A 20,041-nucleotide genomic window follows, 5' to 3' on the forward strand; every position below is an offset into this window, starting at 1 on the left:
CTCGGCGCCACGCGGTACGACCGGCCTACAGCGCGCCGCCCGCGGCCTCGGGGGCGTTCGCATCGACGCCGCCGTCGCCGATGCGCTCGCGCGCGACGAAGTTCTCGATGTCGAAGAGATTGTCTTTCGCGCGCCTGGCGATCGTGAGCAGCGTGTCCATCGATGCGACCTCTTCGACCTGCTCCTTGAGGAACCAGAGCATCGCCTGCTCACCGAGTGCGTCGCCCTCGGACCGGGCGGCCTTGAACAGCGCCTCGATCTGCCCGGTGACCTGCTTCTCCTGCTCGAGGGCGAGCTCGATGGGCTCGACCACGTTCGCGAAGTCGTTGCGCACGTCGGGGATGCCGGGGATGGTGACACCGAGCTGGCGGTCCATGCGGTATTGCACGAGCATCATCGCGTGGTTGCGCTCTTCGACCGACTGCCGGTAGAAATGCGCCGCGAGCTGCGGCAGGTCGTGCTCGTCGAACCACGCCGCGATCGCGATGTACTGCTGCGATGCCGCGAACTCGTGGCCGATCTGGGTGGACAGGAGGTCGTTGAAGGAATCGCCGCTCATGCCTCGACGGTACTCGCCCGCTCGGCCCGGCGCACCTCGTCTTCGAGGTCGCGCACGGCCCCGCGCAGGGCTCGCTCGGCATCGATCCCCTGCGCACGCGCCGACTCGACGAGCTCGAGCAGCATGCGCCCGAGCTCCGCCTCGGTTGCGGGTGACACGGCGGTCTCGCGATCGACCGGCGCCGGGACATCCGCCACCGTCACGCTCACCCGCTCGGCCTTGCCGAGCAGTTTCTGCGCCAGCGCGAGCGCGGGCATGCCCCTCGGCACCCCGTCGAGCACGCTCGTGCGGTGCGGTTTCTCGTCTTTCTTCAAGTCGTCCCAGAATGCGACGACGTCGGCTGCGGTGTGCGCCTCACGATCGCCGAAGACATGCGGATGCCGCGACACCATCTTCGCCGTCATGTGACGGGCCACGTCGTCGATGTCGTAGCGCTCGCCGTCGGTGTGCGCCGCGATGTCGGCGTGGAACAGCACCTGGTAGAGCACGTCGCCGAGCTCCTCGATCATCTCGGCGCGATCGCCTGCCTCGATGGCGTCGATGAGCTCCCAGCATTCTTCGACGAGGTACTGCACGAGGCTCTCGTGCGTCTGGTCGGCGTCCCACGGACACCCGCCGGGTGCACGCAGCAGCGCGACGGTGTCGATCAACTCGTGAAGGCCCTCGTGCCGGCGCGCCTCGTGACTCACCTCGTGCCCCGCCTCGATCTCGCTCACCCCGTCAGCCTAACCACGGGCGTCAGTAGGATGGCCGGAGGAGTGCCGGGAAGTCTGGTCGGCCGACGAGTGATCGTCGTCGCCGTTTCCCGACGTCTCGATGCGGTCCGCGGACCGCATCGTGCGCGCGACCTCCGACAGGAGTCCCCATGAACTTCCTCCGCTCCGAGCGCTGGGCCGCCGCCCTGCTGTTGATCGCGGCCGTGCTCGGCCTGCTGGTCGCGAACCTGCAGTTCGGCGCCGACGTCGTGGCCATGAAGAACGACCACATCGACCTCCCCTGGCTGGGGCTCGACCTCTCGATCGGGCACTGGATCAGCGACGGACTGCTCGCGATCTTCTTCTTCATCGTCGCGGTCGAGTTGAAACGCGAGCTCGTGATCGGCGAGCTCAACAGCCTGTCGAAGGCACTGCTGCCCGCGATCGCCGCCATCGGCGGGGTCGTCGTGCCGGCGCTCATCTTCGTCGCGTTCACGGCCGGCACCGACACGGTCGACGGCTGGCCGATCCCCACTGCCACCGACATCGCCTTCGCTCTCGGCGTGCTCGCGATGTTCGGCACCTGGCTGCCCACCCGCGTGCGCGTGTTCCTGCTCGCCCTCGCGGTGCTCGACGACCTCATCGCGATCCTCATCATCGCGTTCTTCTTCACGAGTGGTGCCGACCTCGCCTCGCTCGGTTTCGCGGGCATCGCGGTGGCCCTGTTCGGCGCCGTGAGCCGGCTCATGAAGCCACGATCGAACTGGATCCTCTCGCGCCGCCCGCAATGGCCCATCAACGTCGTGCTCATCATGCTCGGCGCCATCGCCTGGTACTTCGTGTACCAGTCGGGCGTGCACGCGACCATAGCCGGAGTCGCACTCGGCCTGGTGATGGCCCGGCGTCCCGGCGGGCGGGCGGTGCACACGCTCGAACCCTGGACGAACGGCGTCATCCTCCCGTTGTTCGCCTTCTCGGCTGCGATGGTCGTCGTGCCCCAGGTGCGGCCGAGCGAGCTCGATCCGGCGTTCTGGGGAATCTTGATCGCACTGCCCGTCGGCAAGATCATCGGCATCACGCTCGCCGGGGGCCTCGGCGGCCTCGTCGCCCGCCGCCGCTCGGGCACGCCCCTCACGTTCGTCGATCTGCTCGTGGTCGGTGCGCTCGGCGGCATCGGGTTCACCGTGTCGCTGCTCATGAACGAGCTCGCATTCGCCGAGCTGCCCGAGGTGGCCGACGAGGGCACCCTCGCGGTGCTGCTCGGCTCGGGCATCGCGATGGTCGCCTCGGCGATCTTCGTGAGCCTGCGTTCGCGACACTACCGTCGCCACGGTGGTCACGCGGGCGTCGGCGGCGCGTTCTCGCGCTGAGCGAGGGCGTCGGGCTGATGTCGCGTGCCGCGAGCCGTTCGCGGCGATCAGTCGGCCGTGACGGCGGCGGGGACATCCGCCGCAGGTGCCTCGGGAAGCGGGAAGATCGCGGTGACGAGCCGCGACACCCACTCGATGAGGTCGGCGTCGCTCGGGAGCTCGCCGTTGATGACTGGGAACGGCACGAGGATGACGTCGTTCTGCGCGAAGTGCTTGGCGCCCGGGTACAGGCGTTCGAGCCGCACGCGCCGAGAGTCGGGGATGTTCGCCGGCGCGATGCGCAGCTTCGACCCGGTGGCGATGACATCGGAGAGGCCGGCGAGCTGCGCCTGTCGCCGCAGCCGGGAGATCGCGACGAGGTGCTTCACCTGCTCGGGCGGCGCTCCGTAGCGGTCGACGAGCTCGTCGAGCACGGCGTCGATCTGCCCGTCTTTCGCCGCCGGCCCGCTCGCGGCCGAGAGCTTCTGGTAGGCCTCGAGACGCAGGCGCTCGCTGTCGACGTACTCTTCGGGAATGTGCGCGTCGACGGGCAGCTCGAGTCGCAGCTCGGTCTGGCCCTCGGCGACGTCGCCGCGGAACGCCGACACCGCCTCGCCGATCATGCGCAGGTAGAGGTCGAAGCCGACGCCGGCGATGTGGCCCGCCTGCTCGGCACCGAGCAGGTTTCCGGCACCGCGGATCTCGAGGTCTTTCAGGGCGACTTGCATGCCCGACCCGAGCTCGTTGTTCGCCGCGATGGTCGACAGGCGGTCGTGCGCGGTCTCGGAGAGCGGTTTGGCCGGGTCGTAGAGGAAGTACGCGTACGCGCGCTCGCGGCCACGGCCGACACGGCCGCGCAGCTGGTGCAGCTGGCTGAGCCCGTACTTGTCGGCCCGGTCGATGATGATCGTGTTCGCGTTCGAGATGTCGAGCCCGGTCTCGATGATGGTCGTCGAGACGAGCACGTCGTACTTGCGCTCCCAGAAGTCGTTGACGATCTGCTCGAGCACGTGCTCGTTGAGTTGACCGTGCGCGACGGCGATGCGCGCCTCTGGCACGAGCTCGGCCAGCTGCGCAGCGATGCGATTGATCGACGAGACGCGGTTGTGCACGAAGAACACCTGGCCCTCGCGCAGCATCTCGCGGCGGATCGCCGCAGCGACCTGCTGCTCGGAGTACGGTCCCACGAAGGTGAGGATCGGGTGCCGGTCTTCGGGCGGGGTCGCGAGTGTCGACATCTCGCGGATGCCGGTGACGGCCATCTCGAGCGATCGCGGGATCGGCGTCGCGCTCATCGCGAGGATGTCGACGTTGGTCTTGAGCTTCTTGAGCGCGTCTTTGTGCTCGACGCCGAACCGCTGCTCTTCGTCGATGATGACGAGGCCGACGTCTTTGAATCGCACCTTCTCGGTGAGGATGCGGTGGGTGCCGATGACCATGTCGACGGTGCCGTCGGCGAGGCCCGCGACGGTGTCGCGCGCCTCTTTGTCGGTCTGGAACCGGCTGAGCGCTCGCACGTGCACGGGGAACCCGGCGAACCGCTCGTTGAACGTCTCGAGGTGCTGCTTGACCAGCAGCGTCGTCGGCACGAGCATGGCGACCTGCTTGCCGTCTTGGATGGCCTTGAACGCGGCGCGCACCGCGACCTCGGTCTTGCCGAAGCCGACGTCGCCGGCGAGCAACCGATCCATGGGAATGGGCCGCTCCATGTCGGCCTTCACCTCGTCGATGGTCTGCACCTGATCTGGCGTCTCGACGAACGGGAACGCCTCTTCGAGCTCGTGCTGCCACGGCGTGTCGGCGCCGAACGCGTACCCCTTGGCCGCCATGCGCGCCGAGTAGAGCTTGACGAGTTCGACGGCGATGTCGCGCACGGCCTTGCGAGCGCGCCCCTTGGCCTGCGCCCAGTCGCTGCCGCCCATCTTGCTGAGCGACGGCGCCTCGCCGCCCACGTAGCGGCTCAGCAGGTCGAGCTGGTCGGTGGGCACGAACAACCGGTCGCCCGCGTGGCCGCGCTTCGACGGCGCGTACTCGAGCACGAGGTACTCGCGCACCGCCGTCGGCTGCTGCTGGATGCCCGCGGTGCGGCTCGGCCCCGTCGGCCGGCTGCCGGTGGCGACCTCACGCTGCACCATCTCGACGAAACGGCCGATGCCGTGCGTCTGGTGCACGACGTGGTCGCCCTGTTTCAGCTGCAGCGGGTCGACGACGTTGCGGCGGCGGCTCGCGAGCTTCTTGCCCTGACGGGCGTCGTAGCCGGCGGCGCGGCCGTAGAACTCGGACTCGGCGATGAGCCCCAGTTTCACCTCGGGGACCTCGAACCCTCGAGCCGCGTCGGCCTGCACGAGGTAGGCGACGCCCGGTTCGAGTTCTGCAGGAACCTCGTCGACGAGGCGCGCCGCGAGGCCCGCTTCGGCGAGCACGTCGCGTGCGCGCTCGACGAGTCCGTGACCGGCGGATGCCACGACCAGGCTCCACCCGTCGCGCAGGCGTTCGGCGGCGTGGTCGACGGCGCCGGACACGTTGCCCTGGAAGCTCGGCATGGCGCCTGCCGCGAGCCGCACAGCGGCGCCCGCAGGCGCGGCCTGGTCGGTTGCGCCGACGGGTGTCTCGCCGCCCGCTGCGGTTGCGTCTGCCTCGCCGCCCGCGGCGGCCACGACCGCGGCGGCGTCGCCCATGTCGAACGATGAGAGGTTCCACCACACCCGGCGCGGGTCGGGCTCGCCTGGGGCGCTGAACAACGTGGCATCGCGAAACTCGCGCACGGTGAGGAAGTCTCCGGCGGCCAGGTCGATGGGCGCCTCGGCACCCGCGGTGGCTGCGCTCCACGCAGCACTGAGGAACTCGCGATTCGTCTCGCCGAGGCTCACCGCGCGCCCCGCGACCCGCTCGGGCGCGAGCACCGCGACTGCGGCGCCCTCGGGCAGGTAGTGGCTGAGCGGCACGAGCCGCTCGAGCAGGGCGGGCGCGAGAGACTCCATGCCCTCGACCGGAATGCCCTCGGCGACCTTCTCGAGCAGGCCCGCGAGGCTCGGGAACTCGTGCACCATCTCGCGAGCACGCTGGCGCACTGGCGCAGTGAGCAGCAGTTCGCGACTCGGCGAGAGCGACACCCGCTCGACGGGTTCGGGCAGTGAGCGCTGGTCTGCCACCGAGAACGAACGCAGCTCTTCGACCTCGTCGCCGAAGAACTCGACGCGCACCGGGTGATCGGCCGTGGGTGGGAACACATCGAGGATGCCGCCGCGCACCGCGAACTCACCGCGCCTGGCGACCATGTCGACTCGGGCATATGCGAGGTCGACGAGCTGCATCGCGATGGCCGAGAGGTCGTGCCCACGCGCGCCTGTGACGAGCTCGATGGGCGCGAGCATCGCCAGGTTGTCGGCGAGCGGCTGCAATGCGGCACGAACCGACGCGACGACGACGAGCGGATGCCTCGCACCCGCCTTCGACCATTCGTGCATGCGGCGCAGGGCATGCAGCCTTCGGCCGACGGTCTCTGCGCTCGGCGAGAGTCGCTCGTGCGGCAGGGTCTCCCACGCGGGGAACTCGAGGATCTCGGCGTCGGCCGGGAGATACGGCGCGAGCGAGGCGGCAAGCGACTCGCCCTCACGGCTGGTCGCGGTGATCACGAGCAGCGCGGGCGGAAGCCCCGCCTCGGCTCGCCGGCCGAGCAGCCCCGCGAGCAGCGGCGCGTCGAGCCCCGCCGGTGCCGAGAAGTCGGTGCTGCGAAGGGCCTCGCGAAGCGCGACATCGACCGTGGAGGCGCGCGAAAGCGCCGTGAGCAAGCCCTGGAGGTTCACCCGTCGAGTCTACGCGCGGCCTCGGACAGCCCCGCCCGGCAGGGCGTCGCGACTCCCCACGGCGCCGGCTGCGACATCCGTCGGCGCCTGCCGATACGATGGGCGCCGCACGTCAACCCCAGGAGGCTCCCCGCATGATCATCGCCGCCGCCGACGGTTCGGCCCTCGGCAACCCCGGCCCAGCCGGCTGGGCCTGGTACGTCGACGACGACTGCTGGGACGCCGGCGGGTGGAAGCACGCCACGAACAACCAGGGTGAGCTCAAGGCGGTGCTCGAGCTGCTCCGCGCCACCGCGCACATCGACGACGACCTGCTGGTGCTGTGCGACAGCCAGTACGTGATCAACGCGGTCACCAAGTGGATGCCCGGCTGGAAGCGCAAGGGCTGGCGCAAGGCCGACGGCAAGCCCGTCATGAACCTCGACCTGCTGCAAGAGCTCGACGAGGCGCTCGCCGGCCGCCGGTTCCAGTTCGAGTGGGTGAAGGGGCATGTGGGGCACCCGCTCAACGAGGCCGCCGACGAGCGCGCCCGCGCCGTCGCCGAGGCGTTCCAGCGAGGCGCGGCGGTGCCGTCAGGCCCCGGGTGGACGCGCAACGGCGGCGCGGCGACCGAGTCGGCGAGCTTCGACGCGGCCGATGTCGACGCGATTCTCGACGCCGGGCCCGACGATGCCCTCTTCGCGATCGACGACCTGTCCGCAGCGTGGCACACGCTCACGGTCGAGCTCTCGACCGAAGAGCACAACCGACTCGTGCAGCGCGCCCGCGCCGAAGGGGTCTCGCCCGAGGAGTTCCTTCGCGGGCTCATCTGAGCCGCCCGCACGACCGGCTCAGGCCGGCGAGTGGAAGCGCTGCTGCGCGGCCACGATGCCCTCGCTCGCGACGGCCTCGACGGCGTCGGCGGCATCCGACAGCAGATTCGGCAGGGCGGCACGCTCGGTCGATGAGAAGTCCTTGAGCACGAAATCTGCGGCGTCCTGCCGACCCGGCGGGCGCCCGATGCCGACGCGCACGCGGGTGAACGCCCCGCCGTCGGTCGCCTTCGAGACGTCGCGGATGCCGTTGTGCCCGCCGTGCCCGCCACCCTGTTTCAGCCGCACGGTGTCGAACGGGATGTCGAGTTCGTCGTGGATGACGATGAGCCGCTCGACGGGGATCGAGTAGAACTTCACGAGCGCGGCGACCGGCCCGCCCGACGTGTTCATGTAGCCGTTGGGCTTCGCGATCACGAGCTTGGGCCCGCCGGGGCGCAGGAACCCCTCGGCGACGCGCGAGGGCGTCTTGTGGCTCTTGAAGGTCGCGCCGAGGCGCGCCGCCAGCTCGTCGGCGACCATCTGGCCGACGTTGTGCCGGTTGCCCGCGTACTGCGCACCGGGGTTGCCGAGGCCGACCACGAGCCAGGTGTTGTCGGCCACGGCGTCATCTTTCTGCTGGCGGGGGCGGAGGAAGTCGAAGAGCCCCATGGTCCTCCGTTCTGTGGGCGTCGCGCCGCAGCGCGGTCGGCGGTCGGCGGGCGGTGGGCGACGCGAAAGGGCCTGCGGCCCGCACTCCGAGCGTACCCGGATGCGGCGCCGCAGGCCCCGTCGGTGCAGCTACTCTGCCGACTCGGCTGCCTCTTCGGCGGCCTCGCCCTCGGCGGCCTCGCCCTCGACGGCCTCGCCCTCGGCGGCCTCGGCCTCTTCACCGAGGTCGACCTTCTGCGGCGTGTGCACGTTCACGACGAGGGTGTCGGGCTCGTTGATGAGCGACGCGCCCTTGGGCAGTTCGACGTCGCCCGCGTGGATCTGGGCGCCCTCTTCGAGCCCCTCGACCGAGACGACGACGCGCTCGGGGATGTGGGTGGCCTCGACCTCGAGCAGGAGGGTGTGCGCATCGAGGTCGGCGATGGTGCCGGCGAACGGCTCACCCTCGACGTGCACGGGAACCTCGACCTGGACCTTCTCGCCCTTCTTGATGACGATGAGGTCGAGGTGCTCGATGATCTGGCGCACCGGGTCTTTCTGCACGTCCTTGACGAGGGCGAGCTGGCTCTTGCCGTCGATCTGCAGGTCGAGCAGGGCGTTCGCCTTGCGGATGATCAGGCCGACCTGGTGCGCGGGCAGCGCGACGTGCTTCGGGTCGGTGCCGTGCCCGTAGAGCACGGCGGGGATCTGGCCGGTGGCGCGCAGCTTGCGCGCCGCACCCTTGCCGAACGAGTCGCGTGCGACTGCCTCGACCTTGTTGTCGTCATCCATGGTGGTTCTCCTTGCGGGCTCGCGGCCCAGATCGTCTGTCTGTTGTTTCGACTCGAACGCGCGCACGTCGCGTGCGCAATGCGTGAGGAAAAGCCGTGAAGCCTGCTTCCACCGCGTCGATCACGGATGTCGCGACGCCGGGCGAACCCGGAACCGGCAGCATCCCTCGCCGAAGTCCAATGGACGAGTCTACAACGCTTTGGGCGGGCGCGCTGACATGACGTCTGCACCCTCGCCCGGGGGGCCGTCAGGTGGACTGGCCCGTCGTGAGTCGCGACACGGCATCTGCGAGGATCTCGCCCACTGGCCGGTCGATGTCGACGACGATGCCCGGCTCGTCGGGCTCGAGCTCCTCGAGCGTGGCGAGCTGCGAATCGAGCAGGCTCGTCGGCATGAAATGACCGGTGCGCCCCTCGGTGCGGGCGGCGAGCACCTCGCGGGTTCCGTGCAGGTGCACGAACCGGGTCTGTGGCGCCTGCCCGAGGATCGTCTCGCGATACGCGCGCTTCAGCGCCGAGCAGGCGATGACGAGTCCGGTGCCCGCACGTTCGGCTTCGGCCAGCGTGGCCCCGACGGTCTCGAGCCACGGCCGGCGGTCGTCGTCGTCGAGCGGCACGCCCGATGCCATCTTCTCGATGTTGGCGATCGGGTGCAGGTCGTCGGCGTCGGTGAACGACACCCCGAGGTCGCGCGCCAGGAGGACACCGATCGTGGACTTGCCCGAACCCGAGACGCCCATCACGATCACGACGGGCGCCTCGGGCTGCGAGGGAGCGGTCACCAGTCGTGCACCGTGCCGTCGGCGAGGCGGTTGTACGGCAGGTAGGCCTGCTCATAGGGGTACTTGCCCGCCTCGTCCTGATTCAACTCGACACCGAGCCCGGGCTTGTCGCCCGGGTGGAGCATGCCGTTCTCCCAGGTGAACGACTGCTCGAAGACCTGGTCGGTCTTCTGTCCGTGCTTCATGTACTCCTGGATTCCGAAGTTGTGGATCGAGAGGCCGAGGTGCATCGCCGCCGCCATGCCCACCGGGGAGATGTCGGTCGGTCCGTGCATGCCCGACTTGATCTGGTACTGGGCAGCGTACTCGAGTGTCTTCTTCAGGGGCGAGATGCCGCCCATGTGCGTGACCGCGCCGCGCACGTAGTCGATGAGCTGGTCGCGGATGAGGTCCTTGAAGTCCCACACGGTGTTGAAGATCTCGCCGATGGCGAGCGGGGTCGTGGTGTGCTGGCGCACAAGACGCAGCGCCTCTTGATTCTCGGCCGGGGTGCAGTCCTCGAGCCAGAACAGGTCGTACGGCTCGAGCGACTTGCCGAGCTTGGCGGCCTGGATCGGCGTCATGCGATGGTGCCCGTCGTGCAGCAGCGGCAGGTCGGGCCCGAACTCGTTGCGCACGGCCTCGAAGACGCCCGGCAGGTGCTTCAGGTATGCCCGCGTGTCCCAGTCCTCCTCTGTGGGCTTCGCGCCGCGGCGGGCCGGCTCGTGGTCGTAGCGCAGGTCGGCGTCCCCGGTGTCGGCCGCCTGCGAGGCGATGCCGTAGATGGCCTTCAATCCGGGCACTCCGGTCTGCACGCGAATGGAACGGTAGCCCTGCTCGAGGTGAGCGCGGATGGAGTCGAAGATCTCGGGCAACTCCTTGCCCGAGGCGTGACCGTAGGCCATCAGGCCCGAGCGGCTGGCGCCGCCCAGGAGCTGGTAGACCGGCATGCCCGCCGCCTTGCCCTTGATGTCCCACAGCGACATGTCGACGGCCGCGATCGACGCCATCGTCACCGGCCCGCGGCGCCAGTACGCACTGCGGTAGAGGAACTGCCAGGTGTCTTCGATGCGGCTCGCGTCGCTGCCGATGAGGAGGGGCGCGACGTGGTCCTTGAGGTAGCTCACGACGGCGAGTTCGCGACCGTTGAGCGTGGCGTCGCCGAGGCCGGTGAGGCCGTCCTCGGTCGTCAGCTTCAGTGTCACGAAGTTGCGGTCGGGGCTCGTGACGATGACCTCGGCCTTGGCGATCTTCATGGGTCAGGGCTCCTTGGTGTCGGGGTTGCCGGGGTTGCCGGTGTTGTCGGGGTTGACGGTGGTGTCGGTGATGTCGGTACGGTCGGCCGATGGCGCGTCGTCGGTCGCGAGTACGTCGAGGTCGGGAGCGTGACGGCCGGCGGCGAACGCGGCGGTCGAGAGGCCCGGCTCGACGACGTGCCGGCTGCGACGGCGCTCCTCGATCTCGGCGACGATCTCGCGGTGGCGCTTGTCGGTGAGCGGGTAGAAGAACATGATGAGCACGGCGAGCCCCGCGGCCACGGCCGGCAGCAGGCCCGCGGCCGCGCGGATGCCCCACTCGGCCTCTACCGATTGGGACTCGACACCGGCGACGTAGCCGCCGATCGCGAGGGCGTAGGCGGCGAGGGCGCCGCCGACCGCCTGGCCGGTCTTGCGGGTGAACGAGAAGAGGGCGTAGATGATGCCCTCGGCGCGAACGCCGGTCTTCCATTCGCCGTACTCGACCGTGTCGGCCTCGAGCGCCCACACGAGCATGTTGACGAGGACGAGCCCGACGTAGCAGAGCACGAGACCAGCGAACGCGAGCCACACGGCGCTGGGCGGTGAGAGGAAGACGACGAGTCCGCCGACCACCATGATCAGTCCCCCGCCGATATAGCCGGTGCGCTTGCCGAATCGCCGCACGATCGTCGGGACGACGACCGCAAGACCGAAGGTGAGCGCGATCTGGATGATCGAGAGCACGGCGTACAGCGGCAGGGCGTGCAGCACATCGCGCAGGTAGTACAGCTGCACGGTGCTGAGCGCGAGCATTCCGGTGAGGAACACGAACGAGCTGAGGCAGAGCAGCAGCAACGGGGTGTTGCTCTTCAGGATCGCGAAGCTCTGTTTCATCGACACCCGAGCCACGTCGCGCTTCACGGTCTCTTTCGCGGTGAAGAAGGTGAACATGTAGAGCGCGAAGCCGACGACCACGAACCCGACGGTCATCCAGGTGAACACCGACTGTAGGTCGCGGTCGGGCGTGATCAGTGGGGCGATGAAGATGCCGAGGCCGGCGCCGACGATCATCGCACCGATCGTTCGGGCGCTCGCCAGCTTTGCGCGCTCGCTCGAGTCGCGGGTCATCGCGCCGGCGAGCGAGCCGTAGGGGATGTTGACGAGGCTGTAGGCCAGGCCGAGCGCCGCATACGTGAGGTAGGCGTAGAGCAGCATGCCGCTCTCACCGATCTGCGGGATCGAGAAGGTCGCGACGCTGAGCAGCAGCAGGGGCAGCGAGCCGAAGAGGATGAACGGCCGGAACTTGCCGAGTCGCTTGCTGTAGGTGCGGTCGACGATGCGGCCCGCGAGCACGTCGGCGAACGCGTCGAAGACGCGCACGACGAGCAGCAGCGTGCCGGCCGCCGCCGCCGCGATTCCCGCGACGTCGGTGTAGTAGATGAGCAGGAACATCGTCGCGGTGGTGAAGGCGAGGTTGTTCGCCGCGTCGCCCGCGCCGTAACCGACGATGCTCAGCTTGCTGAGCTTGCTCTCGGTGCCGGTGCCGTTCTCGCTGGTGGCGGTGGTGCTTTGTGACATGATCTGGGCTCCTTTACCCGGTGCCGACTCGCGGCTACTTCTTCAGTCCGGTCCAGCGAGCACGCAGGGCGTGCGCGGCGGCCTTCGGCTTGCGGTCGCGAGTGAACACGCCCTTCTTGTTGCCGTCGACGCGGGCGAATCCGTTCTTCGTTTGGAAGTCGGCGAAGTTCCACACCTGCTCGCCGATCATCGCCTCGACGCGGTCGTGGACGCGGTGGTACATGTCGAGGAAGCTGGTCTGGTACTCCTCGGTGAACGGGGTGTCGTAGATCGAGTGGTAGCCGGCCACCGTGTCGGCGCCGTACTCGGTCATGATCAGCGGGCGGGCGAACTTCTGCTGCCAGCCGAGGAGTTCGGCTTCGAGCTTCTGCTCGGCGGCGGCGAGGTCGCCCGAGTCGACGTACCAGCCGTAGTAGCGGTTCAGGCAGATGACGTCGAACAGGTCGGCGATGAGGTCGTTCTCGTAGGTCGAGAACATGACGTTCACGAAGGTGACCGGCCGGGTCGGGTCGAGTTCGCGCGTCAGGTTCACGAGCGGCTCGAAGTACTCGCGCGCGCCCGGCTCGTTCGAGGCCGGCTCGTTGGTGATCGACCACATGACCACGCTCGCGTGGTTCTTGTCGCGGTCGACGAGCTCGCGGATCGCCTGGGCGTGCGTGGCCTGCGTGTCGTCGTTGATGTTCTCGGGGGCGAACGTCAGCTTGGTCTGCCCACCGAAGATTCCGCCGCCCATCGCGAGATTGAGCCCGACGGCGCCGACCTCGTCGATGACGACGATGCCGTGGCGGTCGGCGAACTCCATGACCTCTTCGGCGTACGGGTAGTGCGACGTGCGGAACGAGTTCGCGCCGATCCAGTCCATGAGCTGGAAGTCATGCACGAGGTAGGCGTTGTCGTGGCCCTTGCCGCGCACGGCACTGTCTTCGTGCTTGCCGAACCCGGTGAAGTAGAACGGCTCGCCGTTGATGAGGAACTGCATGCCGCGAACCTCGATGGTGCGCACGCCCACCGGCAGCGAGTACTCGTCGACGACCTCGCCACCCACGACAGCCTGCGCCGTGAGCGTGTAGAGGTAGGCCGCGCCCGGCTGCCAGAGCTTCACGTCGTCGACGCGCACGACGCCCGCGATGCCCTCGGCCGAGCCGACGACGGTGCCCTCGGCGTCACGCACGGTGACCTGCACGCCGTCGGCGCCGGTGGTCTCGACATCGAAGCCGATGACGCCGGTCGAGCCGTCGACATCGGTCGTGACCGTGAGGTCGGTCACTCGCACGGCCGGTGCGCTGTAGAGCCACACCGACCGGGCGAGGCCGGCGTAGTTGTAGAAGTCGTGCAGGTACTCCTGCTTGCGGCCGCCGCCGTCGGTGACGCTGATGCTGCCCGGCGGGATCGTGATATTGGTGAGTTCGTTGTTGACGCCCACCGTGAGTCGGAATTCCTGGCCGGCGGTCACGAGGCCGGTGATGTCGGCCTCGAACGGGGTGTAGCCGCCGACGTGTTCGGCGACCTCGGTGTCGTCCACGTAGACGATGCCCTCATGAGTGGCCGCGTCGAGACGCACGAACACGCGCTCGCCCGCCCACCCGCGCGGCACCCGCACGTTGCGCTGGTACCAGACCCAGCCGACGTGGTCGCGAATCGCGGCGTCGGCGAAGAGGTCGTTGTAGCTCGCGGGAACGGCGGCCTCGAGCGTCGTGTCGAGCGGTGCCCGCCACAGCGTGTGCGGGGTGCCGGGGTCGACGGCGAACTTCCACAGTCCGTCGAGGTTGACGAGCTCACGGGTGGGGCTGGTCTGGGGCTTCAGCATGATGGCCTTTCTGTCGCGCCGTTGCGAATGTCGCTTCACTGCGCTCTGCATTCGTGCCGATCGACGGATGCGCCGGGGACCGGATATGACACCCAGTGAACCACGTTTCGGCGAATCTGGCAACCGATTGCCAAAATGGGACCGATCTGGTCCAGGGTGACCGCGCGGCGCGGTGTCGAGATCGACGCCCGTCAGACCGAGGCGAACGCGCCGGCCGCGCGCGAGACTGCGGCGACGATGGCCGGATCCTCGAGCAACTCGGGGTCGACGAGGCGCAGCAGGTCGACGACCGATCGCTCCCCCGACGCCGCGGCGGCGGCGGCGAGTGCGTCGCCGGCACGGTCGGCCGGGAGCCGCCCGTCGCGAGCAGCCGCGACCCAGGCGCCGAGCACCCGCACCGACGCCTCGCCGCCGCGGCCGGCCGCACGCTCGGCACGCAGCACCGGGGCGATGCGCACGCGCAGCTTCGTCGTGCCGTCCTGGCCGATCTGACCGAGCAGGTGCTGGATGCGGGCGTTGTCGAAACGCTCGAGCAGTGCCGCGCGGTAGGCGTCGAGATCGAGGCCCTCGGCGGGCAGGTGCCGCACGGCCTCGGCCCAGAACTGCTCGACCCACGAGCGCACCTCGGGGTCGCCGACGGCCTCGGCGACCGTGCGGTGGCCGCGGGCGGCGCCTGCGTAGGCGAGCAGCGTGTGCGATCCGTTGAGCAGCCACAACTTGCGGCGTTCGAAGGGGTCGATGTCGTCGACGAAGCGCGCCCCCGCCTTCTCCCAGGCGGGTCGCCCGGCACCGAACTCACCGCTCAGCACCCAGTCGTGGAACGGCTCGGTGACCACCGGGGAGCGATCGCGCCAGCCGGTCGCCGCGGCCACGGCAGCGACATCCGCCGGCGTGGTCTTCGGCGTGATGCGGTCGATCGAGGTCGACACGAACGTCACGTGCTCGGCGAGGTGCTCACGGGTCGCGGTCGCCCCCGCGAGCTCGGCAAGCTCGAAGATGCCCGCGCGGGTGAGCTCGCCGTTCTCGGGCAGGTTGTCGCACGAGACGATCGCGAGGGCTCCGGCGCCCGAGCGGCGGCGGGCCTCGACTCCGGCGAGGAGCCGGGCGAGCGCGGTGCGCGGCGCACCGGAGAGGTCGAACTCGGCTGCGCCGAGGTTGTGCCGCAGCCACTCGACATCGGCGGCGACCGACGGGTTCGCGAGGTCGGGACGGCCGTCGGCGCCGAGCGCGTACCCGTCCTCGGTGACCGTGAGGGTCACGAGAGCCGTGTCGGGCGCGGCGACATGCTCGACGAGCCGGTCGACGCGAGCGCCGTCGACCGCCTCGGAGATCGAGTCGATCACCGTGATGGAATCGCCGTCGACCGAGCGCTCGATCAGCGAGTAGAGGCCGTCTTGGGCGGCGAGCTCTTCGGCGGCCTGCGGGCTGCGACCGGTGAACGCGGCGATGCCCCACTCGTTCGCCTCGTCGGCGACATCGGTGTACCAGGCCTGGTGCGCGCGATGGAACGCGCCCAGCCCGAGGTGTGCGATGCGCACGGGCGCCGGCTCGGACGCCGCTCCGGTGCGCGCCGAGAGGTTGCGGCGGTTCAGGCCGAGGCCGCCGGCGGGGATCTCGGCGCTCCCGCCCGCGGATTCGGTACCGGTCGCGTCGCTCACAGCTTGAACGTCTTACGGGGAATCGCGTCGACCAGGTCGACCGAGATGCGCTCGGCGGCGGCGAGCGAGACCCGGCCCTCGCGCACGAGCCGCGCGAGGAACGCCGAGTCGACCCGGCGTGCCATGTCGTGGCGCGCAGGAATGGAGAGGAACGCTCGCGTGTCGTCGATGAACCCCGAGCCGCGGTAGAAGCCCGCGGTTTCGGTGACGGCCGCGCGGAACCGCAGGATGGCGTCGGGGGCGTCGATGAACCACCACGGCGCGCCGATGAACACGCTCGGGTAGAACCCCGCGAGCGGCGCGACCTCGCGCGAGTAGATGGTCTCGTCGATGCCGAACAGCACGAGGTGCAGGCGGGGCTCGAGCCCGTGCTTCTCGAGCAGGGGGCGGATGTTCTCGGTGTAGGTCGTCGCGACCGGGATGTCGTGGCCCGTGTCGGGACCGAGCCGGTCGTACGTCGAGCTCGAGTGATTGCGGAAGACGCCGGGATGCACCGTCATGACGAGACCGTCGCGCGCGCTCATGCCGGCCATGCGCAGCAGCATGTTGCCGCTGAACTCGCGGGCGCCTGCCGCGTCGAGGTCGCCGGCGACGGCGCGCCGGAAGAGCACGGATGCCTCGTCGTCGGTCAGGTCGACGGTGTACGGCTCGAGTACCCCGTGGTCGGCCGAGACGGCGCCGTGCGCGATGAAGTGCGCCCGGCGGGCCTCGAGTGCGGCGAGGTAGCCGGCGAAGTCGTCGGGTGCGGTGCCGTTGGACTCGGCCAGCCGTTCGATGCGCTCGGTGAAGCCGGGGGCGGTCGGGTCGAGGTAGCCGTCGGGCCGGAACGTCGGGAGCACGCGGCCCGTGAACGACGCGTCGGCGGCGAGCGCGGCGTGCGCTGCCAGGTCGTCCATGGGGTCGTCGGTGGTGGCGAGCACCGCGATGCCGAACCGTTCGAAGAGCGCTCGCGGGCGGTAGGCCGGATCACCCAGGCGAGCGGCGATCTGGTCGTACACGGCGTCGGCCGTCTCTGCAGAGGGCTCGACCTCGATGTCGAAGAGCGTCGAGAGCTCGTGCGTCAGCCAATAGCCCGATGCGGTGCCGGCGTAGAGATGCCAGTGGCTCGCGAACGTGCGCCAAGCCTCGCGGGGGTCGACTGCCCCGCTGCGGCCGACGCCGAGCGTCGAGAGGTCGACGCCCGCCGCGTGCAGCAGGCGCGTGACGTAGTGGTCGTACGTGATGAACAGGTCGGCCGGATCGGCGAACGGCTCGTCATCGAGCAGCAGCGACGGCGCGACGTGGCCGTGCGGGGAGATGATCGGCAGCTGTGCCACCGTTTCGTAGAGCCCGCGGGCGATGTCGCGGGTGGCCGGATCTGTCGGGAACAGCCGGTCGGGATCGAGAAGCAGCTTCATTGACACAAGCTCCATGATGGTCTGGGGCAGCATCGTTGTCAACCGGTTGCCAAAAGGTGCAGCCGGTGGCTGAGAGCGTGCCGCCGGTGGCTGCGGGCGCTCAATGCGGTGTCAGTTCACCGTGCGAGTGTCAGCGTTCGCCGCCGGCCACATGGTGCCCGGTCGAGCCACGTACAACGAGATCGGTCGGCAGCAGAGACTCGACGTTCACTCGAGCAGCGTCGGCGTGCGGTGAGACCCGACTGAGCAGGTATCGCACCGCCCGCTCGCCCGCCTCGGTGAGCGGCGCGCGCACGGTCGTGAGCGCGGGCGCAGTGAAGTCGCTGCCGAAGATGTCGTCGAACCCGGCGATGCTCAGTTTCGACGGCACGGCGATGCCGCGTTCCTGCGCTGCTCTGAGCAGCCCGATCGCCATGAGGTCGTTGAACGCGACGACGGCGGTCACCCCCGAGGCGACGACGCGAGAGATCGCGGCGGCTCCGCCGTCGAGCGTCGGCACCCCCGGCCCGATCTCGACGATCGTCATGCCGCGCCTCGGCGCGGCGGCGAGCAGGGCCTCCCAGCGCCGCCGGCTGACCCACGACGTCTCGGGACCCGAGACGTACGCGATTGAACGGTGCCCGAGCTCGGCAAGATGGACGACGAGCTGGTCGACACCGCGTTCGACGTCGGGAAGTATGCCGGTCACGCCTTCGAGAGCGCGATTGATCACGACCACCGGCTTGCGCGAGGCGATCTGCCGGATCTGGGCGTCGGCGAGGCGGCTCGTCGCGAGCACGAGGCCGTCGACCGACGGCATCACGCGTTCGATCGCGGTGGCCTCGCGCTCACCCGACTCCTGCGACTCGGCGACGACGAGGGTGTACCCGGCGTCAGCCGCGGCCCGCTCGGCCCCGCGCACGATGCCGAAGATCACCGGGTTGGTGATGTCGGCCACGAAGAGCCCCAGCGTGCTCGTTCGACCCGTCGGGAGAGCCCGGGCGATGGGGTTCACCCGGTAGTTCAGCTCCTTGGCCGCCGCCTGGATGCGCTCCTCTGTCTTCACGTTGATGCGGCCCGGCTGGCTGAGCGCCCGTGACACCGTTGACGGATTGACTCCGGCGAGCTTCGCGATGTCGTAGATCGTGGGCGCCGAGCCGCCGCGGGAGCGCTTGGATTCACGGGCCACCCGCTCGGGCTGTTGGTCACTCATCTCGGCTCACCTCCTCGGCGCTCTCGGTCCGTCAATGGTCTCGGCCGCCGATATCACCGTCCACGCTAGCGTGCACGCGGCTCTGAACAACGGAGTGCCACGATGTTGTCGGAACGGCTCTGCAACCGGTTGGTCCTGCTGGGCCGACTCACGCTGTTCCGGCGACTCTCGCCTCGTCGGCGTCGGAGCCGACGACGGGTTCGACGTGGTCGTGTCGACCGGCGAGAACGTCGGCGAATGCGACCGGGCGACCGAGCGTCTGCGAGAGGTACACGGCCCGTACGAGCGCGAGCGCCTCGGTTGCCTGCGCCGCGGTCACACGGGGCTCGCGGCCGGAGTCGATCGCCTCGATGAGATCCTCGTATTGACGCAGGTGGCCGTTGAAGAAGTCGGTGACCGCCGGGGCGCCCGGCAGGTCGTGCTCGGGGACCTCGCGCGCGGCCTGGTTGCCGAGTCGGCCATACCCGCGCGGCATGCCGGCGGGGTGGGCGTCGTCGGCGTGGAAGTACTCGAGCAGGCCGTTCTGCAGGAACGCGGATCCGGCCGAGCCATGCACCTGCAGCCGGGTGGAGTTCTCGGGGAACGCGTCGGTGGTCGCGAGCAGCGTCGCCACCGCGCCGCTCTCGAAGCGGATGACGGATGCCGCGACATCTTCGACCTCGATGCGCTCGTGCACGAGGGCCGAGGCGTACCCGAACACTTCCACGGGGCGGCCGAGAAGGTGGAGGAGCAGGTCGACGGTGTGCACGCCCTGGTTCATGAGCGCACCGCCGCCGTCGTACGCCCATGTGCCGCGCCAATCGCCGGAGTCGTAGTACTCCTGGCTGCGCCACCAGGCCACCGTGGCGGTGGCAGAGGTGACGCGACCGAAGCGACCCGATTCGATCGCGTGCTTGACCGCGACGACGGCAGGGGCAAACCGGTTCTGGCTGATGACGGTGACGACGATGCCCGACGCGGCAGCACGCTCGGCGAGTGCGACCATACGACGTGCGCGGTGGAGGCTCACGTCGATGGGCTTCTCGATCACGACGTGCTTGCCGGCGTCGACTGCGGCCTCGGCGATCTCGACGTGCGAGCCGCTCGGAGTGGTGATGACGACGACATCGATGGCCGAGTCGACGAGCACCGCGTCGAGCGAGTCGGCGACGGCGGGCGCGTCTCCCTCGAGTTCGACGTGCACGTACCGGGCGAGCGAGCGCGCGGAATCGAGGGTCCGGCTGACGATCGAGACGAGTCGCAGCCCAGGGTGCGCGACGGCGACCCGGGCGTGCGCACGTCCGATGACGCCCGCTCCCACGATGGCGACGCCGAGTCGCGCGGTCAAACCGCGCTCGACTCTCGTTCGTCGAACGCGCCCTCGAGGTGCGGCTCGAGCGCGGCCGAGCGTGAATGATCCGGGGCATCCGGGTGCGATGGCGTCACGGCGGTTCACTCCAGCTTCTCGGGATTCACTTCATCGGGAACCCCGAGTCAGTCGATGAGGGGGACCTCGAGGTCAAGGACACCACAGGTTCACGAATTGTGCAACCGATTGCCAACCTCCAGTCGAGCCTAGGCGGCTTGGAACGGTCGACGGGAAGCGTGGAACGGCAACCGATTGACAAAACCATGGAGAACAGTTGCAATGGAGCACGCACGCACGACTCGCCGCGGCTTGTCGCACGACGACGCACGACGCATGACGGAGTCGGGCGTTTGCTAGCGTGGATCCGGTGGGCGCGCCTCGTCGCCGCCCCTCCGATCGCCCGCTCGCGATGCGTGCACC

The 20,041-nt window shown here is 69.4% G+C and carries 15 protein-coding genes; 2 read left to right on the plus strand and 13 right to left on the minus strand.

Annotated elements, in window-relative coordinates; all coding sequences use genetic code 11:
- Positions 1-25: 25 nt before the first annotated feature.
- Together ABD164_RS17180 and ABD164_RS17185 are read right to left on the minus strand one after the other, a co-directional pair.
- Positions 26-559, minus strand: coding sequence for a ferritin (locus tag ABD164_RS17180; RefSeq protein WP_344297775.1), 534 nt, complete (start codon positions 557-559; stop codon positions 26-28).
- A complete protein-coding gene (locus ABD164_RS17185; RefSeq protein WP_344297777.1) occupies positions 556-1,275 on the minus strand; it encodes a nucleoside triphosphate pyrophosphohydrolase in 720 nt (239 codons plus the stop codon). Before ABD164_RS17185 ends, ABD164_RS17180 begins: the two co-directional genes overlap by 4 nt.
- Positions 1,276-1,424: 149 nt before the next feature.
- Between ABD164_RS17185 and ABD164_RS17190 the strand changes: the two genes are divergently transcribed.
- Positions 1,425-2,624 (plus strand): Na+/H+ antiporter NhaA, encoded by a 1,200-nt coding sequence (locus ABD164_RS17190; RefSeq protein WP_344297779.1) that lies wholly within the window; start codon positions 1,425-1,427, stop codon positions 2,622-2,624.
- 47 nt (positions 2,625-2,671) lie between these two features.
- On the opposite strand, the gene mfd is transcribed toward ABD164_RS17190, so the two are convergent.
- Positions 2,672-6,409, minus strand: a complete 3,738-nt coding sequence (mfd, locus tag ABD164_RS17195; RefSeq protein ID WP_344297781.1) for a transcription-repair coupling factor — start codon at positions 6,407-6,409, stop codon at positions 2,672-2,674.
- Between the two features lie 134 nt (positions 6,410-6,543).
- Between mfd and ABD164_RS17200 the strand changes: the two genes are divergently transcribed.
- The gene (locus tag ABD164_RS17200; protein WP_344297783.1) at positions 6,544-7,221 is read left to right on the plus strand and encodes an RNase H family protein; all 678 of its coding nucleotides are present in this window, start codon (positions 6,544-6,546) and stop codon (positions 7,219-7,221) included.
- An 18-nt stretch (positions 7,222-7,239) separates the two neighbouring features.
- Here ABD164_RS17200 and pth read toward each other — a convergent pair whose 3' ends face one another.
- The 10 genes from pth to ABD164_RS17250 all read right to left on the minus strand — a co-directional run bounded on the left by pth (position 7,240) and on the right by ABD164_RS17250 (position 19,600).
- Positions 7,240-7,872, minus strand: coding sequence for an aminoacyl-tRNA hydrolase (gene pth / locus ABD164_RS17205; protein ID WP_344297785.1), 633 nt, complete (start codon positions 7,870-7,872; stop codon positions 7,240-7,242).
- 129 nt (positions 7,873-8,001) lie between these two features.
- Entirely contained in the window at positions 8,002-8,643 is a 642-nt protein-coding gene (locus tag ABD164_RS17210) for a 50S ribosomal protein L25/general stress protein Ctc (RefSeq protein ID WP_344297786.1), read from the minus strand.
- Positions 8,644-8,890: 247 nt separating this feature from the next.
- The gene (locus ABD164_RS17215) at positions 8,891-9,424 is read right to left on the minus strand and encodes a gluconokinase (RefSeq protein ID WP_344297788.1); all 534 of its coding nucleotides are present in this window, start codon (positions 9,422-9,424) and stop codon (positions 8,891-8,893) included.
- The gene (gene manD, locus ABD164_RS17220) at positions 9,421-10,659 is read right to left on the minus strand and encodes a D-mannonate dehydratase ManD (RefSeq protein WP_344297790.1); all 1,239 of its coding nucleotides are present in this window, start codon (positions 10,657-10,659) and stop codon (positions 9,421-9,423) included. The genes ABD164_RS17215 and manD overlap by 4 nt, the downstream gene beginning before the upstream one ends.
- A gap of 3 nt (positions 10,660-10,662) precedes the next feature.
- Positions 10,663-12,219, minus strand: a complete 1,557-nt coding sequence (gene uidB, locus ABD164_RS17225; RefSeq protein ID WP_344297792.1) for a glucuronide transporter — start codon at positions 12,217-12,219, stop codon at positions 10,663-10,665.
- Positions 12,220-12,253: 34 nt separating this feature from the next.
- On the minus strand, positions 12,254-14,026 hold the full coding sequence (gene uidA / locus ABD164_RS17230) for a beta-glucuronidase (RefSeq protein ID WP_344297794.1): 1,773 nt from the start codon (positions 14,024-14,026) through the stop codon (positions 12,254-12,256).
- Between the two features lie 191 nt (positions 14,027-14,217).
- On the minus strand, positions 14,218-15,684 hold the full coding sequence (locus ABD164_RS17235; protein WP_344297796.1) for a mannitol dehydrogenase family protein: 1,467 nt from the start codon (positions 15,682-15,684) through the stop codon (positions 14,218-14,220).
- Positions 15,681-17,081, minus strand: a complete 1,401-nt coding sequence (gene uxaC, locus ABD164_RS17240; RefSeq protein ID WP_344297798.1) for a glucuronate isomerase — start codon at positions 17,079-17,081, stop codon at positions 15,681-15,683. Before uxaC ends, ABD164_RS17235 begins: the two co-directional genes overlap by 4 nt.
- Positions 17,082-17,211: 130 nt before the next feature.
- Positions 17,212-18,273, minus strand: a complete 1,062-nt coding sequence (locus tag ABD164_RS17245; RefSeq protein WP_344297800.1) for a LacI family DNA-binding transcriptional regulator — start codon at positions 18,271-18,273, stop codon at positions 17,212-17,214.
- 148 nt (positions 18,274-18,421) lie between these two features.
- Positions 18,422-19,600 carry a Gfo/Idh/MocA family protein gene (locus ABD164_RS17250; protein ID WP_344297802.1) on the minus strand — a complete coding sequence of 393 codons (1,179 nt, stop codon included), beginning with the start codon at positions 19,598-19,600 and terminating at the stop codon, positions 18,422-18,424.
- Positions 19,601-20,041: the final 441 nt, after the last annotated feature.

The sequence above is a fragment of the Agromyces neolithicus genome (genome assembly GCF_039529735.1).
GTDB classification, from domain to species: domain Bacteria; phylum Actinomycetota; class Actinomycetes; order Actinomycetales; family Microbacteriaceae; genus Agromyces; species Agromyces neolithicus.